The 5419-nt window shown below is 51.7% G+C and carries 6 protein-coding genes; 4 read left to right on the top strand and 2 right to left on the bottom strand.

Going from position 1 to position 5419, the window contains the following annotated elements:
• A partial coding sequence (locus V6D20_14820) for a hypothetical protein (protein ID HEY9817053.1) occupies positions 1-342 on the bottom strand: 342 nt, incomplete at its 3' end.
• Between the two features lie 67 nt (positions 343-409).
• Positions 410-847: a DCC1-like thiol-disulfide oxidoreductase family protein gene (locus V6D20_14815; GenBank protein ID HEY9817052.1), complete on the bottom strand. Its 438-nt coding sequence runs from the start codon at positions 845-847 to the stop codon at positions 410-412.
• A 303-nt stretch (positions 848-1150) separates the two neighbouring features.
• Here V6D20_14815 and V6D20_14810 point away from each other — a divergent pair, with 303 nt between their 5' ends.
• From V6D20_14810 to pstB, 4 genes are all read left to right on the top strand, one after another.
• Positions 1151-2215 carry a PstS family phosphate ABC transporter substrate-binding protein gene (locus tag V6D20_14810; GenBank protein ID HEY9817051.1) on the top strand — a complete coding sequence of 355 codons (1065 nt, stop codon included), beginning with the start codon at positions 1151-1153 and terminating at the stop codon, positions 2213-2215.
• A gap of 223 nt (positions 2216-2438) precedes the next feature.
• Positions 2439-3413, top strand: a complete 975-nt coding sequence (pstC, locus tag V6D20_14805) for a phosphate ABC transporter permease subunit PstC (GenBank protein HEY9817050.1) — start codon at positions 2439-2441, stop codon at positions 3411-3413.
• Complete coding sequence (gene pstA, locus V6D20_14800) at positions 3410-4339, top strand: phosphate ABC transporter permease PstA (protein HEY9817049.1); 930 nt, start codon at positions 3410-3412, stop codon at positions 4337-4339. Before pstC ends, pstA begins: the two co-directional genes overlap by 4 nt.
• 163 nt (positions 4340-4502) lie before the next feature.
• Positions 4503-5285, top strand: coding sequence for a phosphate ABC transporter ATP-binding protein PstB (gene pstB, locus V6D20_14795; protein HEY9817048.1), 783 nt, complete (start codon positions 4503-4505; stop codon positions 5283-5285).
• Positions 5286-5419 lie beyond the last annotated feature (134 nt).

Here is a 5419-nt window from a genome sequence, read left to right as displayed (position 1 = left end):
GGGTTCATCCCAGTTCAACGTTCCAGGGCTGGCCACCGCAAGCTGGGAGGGTTCCGCCGCTACCTGTTGCACAACCGGCTGCCGCTGCCAAGCGACAGGATAGGCCTCGGCGGGTACGTGAGCAGCAGCGCTAAACAGAGGCAGCGATCGCTCCCGACTAGTCTCCGGCAGCACCTGGGAGCAAGCCATGGTCAGCGGAATCACATCCGAAAGCCCCCAGGCTTGGCACCTCGTCAGGGCATCCGGCAAGGATGCGTGGGGCAACGGCGGCGGTTCCAACATCCAGACCGGCACTTGGGTCTGGGTCAGAAGGCTCATCGCTAACAGGGAAATATCACTCATGGCGATCGCTGGGTATGTTCATCCCTCTTTGCAGGCGATCGCCCCTTGTGTCAGGACAAATTCCTGATTAATCGTGTTGGGGCAGTTCCGACGATGTAGACTCCACTCCACAAGCACCCGTCTCGCAAGCACCGTAGGCCGATGTATACAGGGCCCGTTGCCCAAACCATGGATAGCGATGATCGCGCACCTGCTCATAGAGGCGATCGCCCATCCACTTCATCCCCGGTACATTTCGATAGGCCGCCACCAACATTTCCCCTAAGGGCAGCGATCGCCCAATTTCTTCCACCGCATCACTGCCCTGCCAACGCTGAGTTGGATCTGCCTCATCCACCAAAATCATGCCCAGATCGCAATCTGCCGCCGTTATGCCCAACAGCTCCAGCCTCTCCGTATCCTGCATCGGTACATAGCAAAACCGTTGACCTTGGTCGATGGACTCCAAGAGTCGCACCCAATTCACGCAGAGATTGCATGTACCATCATAAATGACATAGCGCATCGTTTCCCCCATCTACCTATAGCCTTGCCTAGTTTCCCACAGGGATCCCGTGAGGATCATATTTTTGGGATTTTAGATGAAAATCAGATTTTTCACCGATTTTAGAGCTGAACTATATATTCAACTCAAGCGATCGCTCTCTCATACAAGAATACTCAGATTTTCTAGCCTAGAAAACTCAGTTCCCTGAGCCCATAGGCATCTTAACCTAGGCTTTATGTTGAGATGATAGGTTCTCATGGACGGCTCGTGTAATCACGTCGTATCCAACTTTTGAGTCAACACAAAGCAACTATTATGTATATGGCACCAACGATCCGCTTCAAGCGCCTTGCAGGCATCTTATCTTTCATGGCGGTTCTGAGCATAGCAGCGTCTTGTTCGGGCGGCGGCGGTCAAGATACCGCAGGTACCGAAGGGACAGAAGGTACCTCAACAGCAGCATCGTCCGGTGGCTCTGGGCTCGCAGGCGATGTCTTGGTTGACGGATCTAGTACTGTATTCCCCATCTCTGAAGCCATGGCTGAAGAGTTCATGGCGGAAAACGCTGACGTTCGCGTCACCGTTGGGGTATCTGGTTCAGGCGGCGGCTTCCAAAAATTCTGTGCCGGTGAAACCGACATCTCCAACGCATCTCGTCCTATCAAGCAAGAAGAAATCGACCTCTGTGCCGAAAACGGCATTGAGTTTGTCGAGATCCCCATCGCTTTTGATGGCCTCTCCGTCGTGGTGAACCCTGAGAACGACTGGGCTCAATGTCTAACGGTAGACGAGCTAAAGACCATGTGGGAGCCGTCAGCAGAAGGCACCATTACCAACTGGAATCAAATTCGTCCTGACTTCCCCGACGCAGAACTAGGCCTCTACGGCCCAGGCACAGATTCTGGTACCTACGACTACTTCACCGCAGCCTTGCTCGATTCCGAAGGTGAAAGCCGCGGCGACTACACCGCTAGCGAAGATGACAACGTCTTGGTTCAAGGGGTGATCGGCGACACCAATGGTCTAGCCTTCTTTGGCTATGCGTACTACGAAGAAAACCAGGATTCCCTCCAACTGGTTGCCATTGATAACGGCAACGGCTGCGTTGAACCCAGCCCAGAAACCATTGGCGATGGATCCTATCAACCCCTATCTCGTCCTGAGTTCTTCTACGTTAAGACGACATCCCTCGATAACCCAGCCGTGCGTGCATTTGCTGAGTATCAAATTGCTATCGAAAACAAAGGTCTAGTTGAAGAAGTCGGCTATGTGGCGCTGCCTGATGAAGTGCTATCCGCTGCACAAGAGCGTTTAGAAGCTGGCACAACCGGATCTGTGTTTGAAGGTGGTTCTGCTGTAGGCGTTAAGCTAGCCGATGTGCTGTAATAGCACCCCCTAGTAGCCAGCCTCTCATGACATACTGACTGCTATGGAGGAAGAACAACCACCATAGCAGTTACCTTCTCAGCCTGTGCCGCTGTCCTATAGCCTTGGTTGAGCAAGTCAGTCCAACGTCCAGCTCACACCCAGCCTGGTTCTCATAGCGATCATTAGCTGTAGGCAGCGACACACTACAACTTATTGCCCATACAATCACCTTTTTCATGGCATGACTGCTAGCACACCTTCAGAGTCCGACCTATGGCGGCCCAATCGAGCCGTAAGCAAGCGCACCGAATTCGTCGTTAAGATAGTCTTCGGTGCCTTTGCCATGGTCTCCGTGGCAACCACGGTTGGTATTGTCCTAACGCTCATTTTTGAAACCGTTGCGTTTTTCCAAGTAGTTCCTCTGTGGCGTTTTTTGACAGAAACTCGCTGGACACCTCTGTTTTCCAGTGCCCAGTTTGGAATTATGGTCCTCATCAGTGCAACGGTGATGGTGTCCTTTATTGCTATTGTCGTTGCCCTACCCCTGGGTCTCCTATCTGCTATTTTCCTCAGTGAGTATGCCTCTCCCAAGATGCGTTCAGTGCTTAAGCCCGTGCTCGAACTCCTAGCAGGGGTGCCGAGTGTTGTCTTCGGGTATTTTGCACTGCTCTTTGTCTCACCTCTGCTGCGAACAGCAACGCCCGCTTGGCTTCAAAGCATCATTCCAAGCTGGGATCAATTTATTCCAGGACTTCAGGGATTTAATGCCCTGAGTGCAGGCATTGTTTTAGGGATTTCCATCACACCGCTCGTTGCCTCTCTCAGTGAGGATGCTCTATTTGCCGTGCCTCGCAGTCTACGGGATGGAGCCTATGCCCTAGGAAGCACCAAGCGCGAAACGATTATTGCTGTTGTCTTACCAGCAGCCCTGTCGGGTATTGTGTCAGCCCTGATCTTGGCCATTTCCCGAGCTATTGGGGAAACCATGATTGTTACGCTAGCGGCTGGTCAAAACCCGAGATTGGGGCTCAATCCTTTGGTGCCGGTGATGGCAATGACTGCCTTTATCGTTCAGGTTAGTTTAGGCGATACCCCTGCCGGATCCATCGCCTACCAAACGATCTTTGCCGTAGGCATGACCCTATTTATCATCACCCTAGCCCTCAATATTTTCAGCTTCTGGTTTGTCCGCCGGTTTCGGGAGAAGTACGAATGACCATGCAAGAACCACAGACATCTGCTGGGAATCTGTCGTCCCTCCCAGATGCTGGCTCATTATTCAATATCAACATTAAGTTTCGGTACCGCTTAGATCGCATCTTTCAAGTTGCCACCATTGTTGCCATCTCCATCGCTATTTTGGTCTTGGTTGTCCTTCTAGTTGATGTATTGATTGATGGGCTGCCGCGCCTCAATTGGTCATTTTTCACCAACTTTCCCTCCCGGCGTCCGGCCGATGCAGGCATCTTATCGTCACTCGTCGGCACAGTTTGGGTGATGGGTATTGTGGCCCTAGTGTCATTTCCCTTGGGGGTGGGTGCAGGGATTTTCTTAGAAGAGTTTTCAGAGGATAATTGGATCACCCAAGCGATTGAAATTAACATCAACAACTTGGCGGGTGTCCCTTCCATTATCTATGGGCTCTTGGGATTGCAAGTCTTTGTGCGGATCATGGAACCGATCACAGGCGGACGCAGCATTCTCTCTGGAGCACTGACACTAGCTCTGTTGATTTTGCCTATTATCATCGTGTCCACCCGTGAAGCCCTGCGGTCAGTACCCGACAGCCTCAGGCTGGCTGGGTTTGCTCTGGGTGCCACTCGATGGGAAGTTGTGCTCAACCACGTGATGCCACTGGCATTTCCGGGTATTCTCACTGGTACGATTTTGGCCCTGTCGCGAGCGATCGGGGAAACTGCTCCTCTGATCATGATTGGAGCGCTCACATTCATTTCATTCTTGCCCGAGGGTCCTCAAAGCCCCTTCACCGTTCTACCGATCCAGGTCTTCAACTGGGTCTCTCGCCCTCAGGCAGAGTTCCACGTCAACTCGGCGGCTGCCATTATTGTCCTGATGGCTGTCTTATTGTTGATGAACTCGACCGCTATTTTCCTGCGCAACAAGTTTCAACAACGACTCTAATGGTCTTGTCGATCCTATCGATGGGAAAGCGATCGCTCCCCCACCTATCACCAGCCTTGAAGCTTCAGTTTTGAGTTACAAGCCCTGTCCAAGCCTGACCCTAGAAGCAATCTGTTGAATTACCCTGACACACAAAATGATGCAAGACTCTGTTACAACCAGTATGGCAACTGAACCTGCCCTGATGGCTGAGGCCGTCAGTGTTTACTACGGGTCGAGCCTTGCTGTCCGGGATGTATCGCTAGATGTCCCTAAAAACAAAATTGTGGCTTTTATTGGCCCATCTGGCTGCGGCAAAAGCACCATGCTGCGTTGCTTCAACCGCATGAATGACTTGATACCCACAGCTCGGGTTCAAGGCCGGATTACCTTCCACGGTCAAGATCTCTACGCCAAAAGCATGGACCCAGTGGAAGTGCGGCGACGCATTGGCATGGTGTTTCAAAAGCCGAACCCCTTCCCCAAGTCCATCTATGAAAACATTGCCTTTGGTGCCAGGATTAATGGCTACCGAGGTGATATGGATGAGCTGGTTGAACAATCCCTGCGAGGGTCAGCGCTGTGGGATGAGGTGAAAGACAAGCTGAAGGAGAGCGGTCTATCTCTTTCTGGCGGTCAACAACAGCGGCTGTGTATTGCTCGCGCCATCGCGATCGCCCCTGAGATTATTCTCATGGATGAACCTTGTTCGGCATTAGACCCGATTTCAACCCTGCGCATCGAAGAACTGCTGCACGAACTCAAGGAACGATATACCATCGTCATCGTCACTCACAATATGCAGCAAGCATCTCGGGTGTCAGATTATACAGCTTTCTACAATGCGGAAGCCACGGAGAAAGGCGGCAAGGTGGGCTATTTGGTTGAGTATGACCAAACCAGCGTCATTTTCCAAAACCCAGCCCAGCAAGCTACCAAAGAGTACGTCACCGGTCGCTTTGGATAGATTGATTTAAATAGATCAGTTTGGAGAACCGTCCGGATCTAAGACCTAGCTTAGGAAAAAAGAGAGCTATGGCATAAAACGTGAACCTTACTGTTGATGCAGAATGGGCTCACGTTTTTTGTTCGAAAGGACAG

Source organism: Candidatus Obscuribacterales bacterium (genome assembly GCA_036703605.1).
GTDB lineage: Bacteria > Cyanobacteriota > Cyanobacteriia > RECH01 > RECH01 > RECH01.
Note: the sequence above shows the minus strand (reverse complement) of the source record. Positions and strands in the feature narration are given on the sequence as shown.

Coding starts and splice junctions, on each gene's coding strand:
- V6D20_14815 (HEY9817052.1), bottom strand. CDS start 847: ATGCGCTATGTCATTTATGATGGTACATGCAATCTCTGCGTGAATTGG.
- V6D20_14810 (HEY9817051.1), top strand. CDS start 1,151: ATGGCACCAACGATCCGCTTCAAGCGCCTTGCAGGCATCTTATCTTTC.
- pstC (HEY9817050.1), top strand. CDS start 2,439: ATGACTGCTAGCACACCTTCAGAGTCCGACCTATGGCGGCCCAATCGA.
- pstA (HEY9817049.1), top strand. CDS start 3,410: ATGACCATGCAAGAACCACAGACATCTGCTGGGAATCTGTCGTCCCTC.
- pstB (HEY9817048.1), top strand. CDS start 4,503: ATGGCAACTGAACCTGCCCTGATGGCTGAGGCCGTCAGTGTTTACTAC.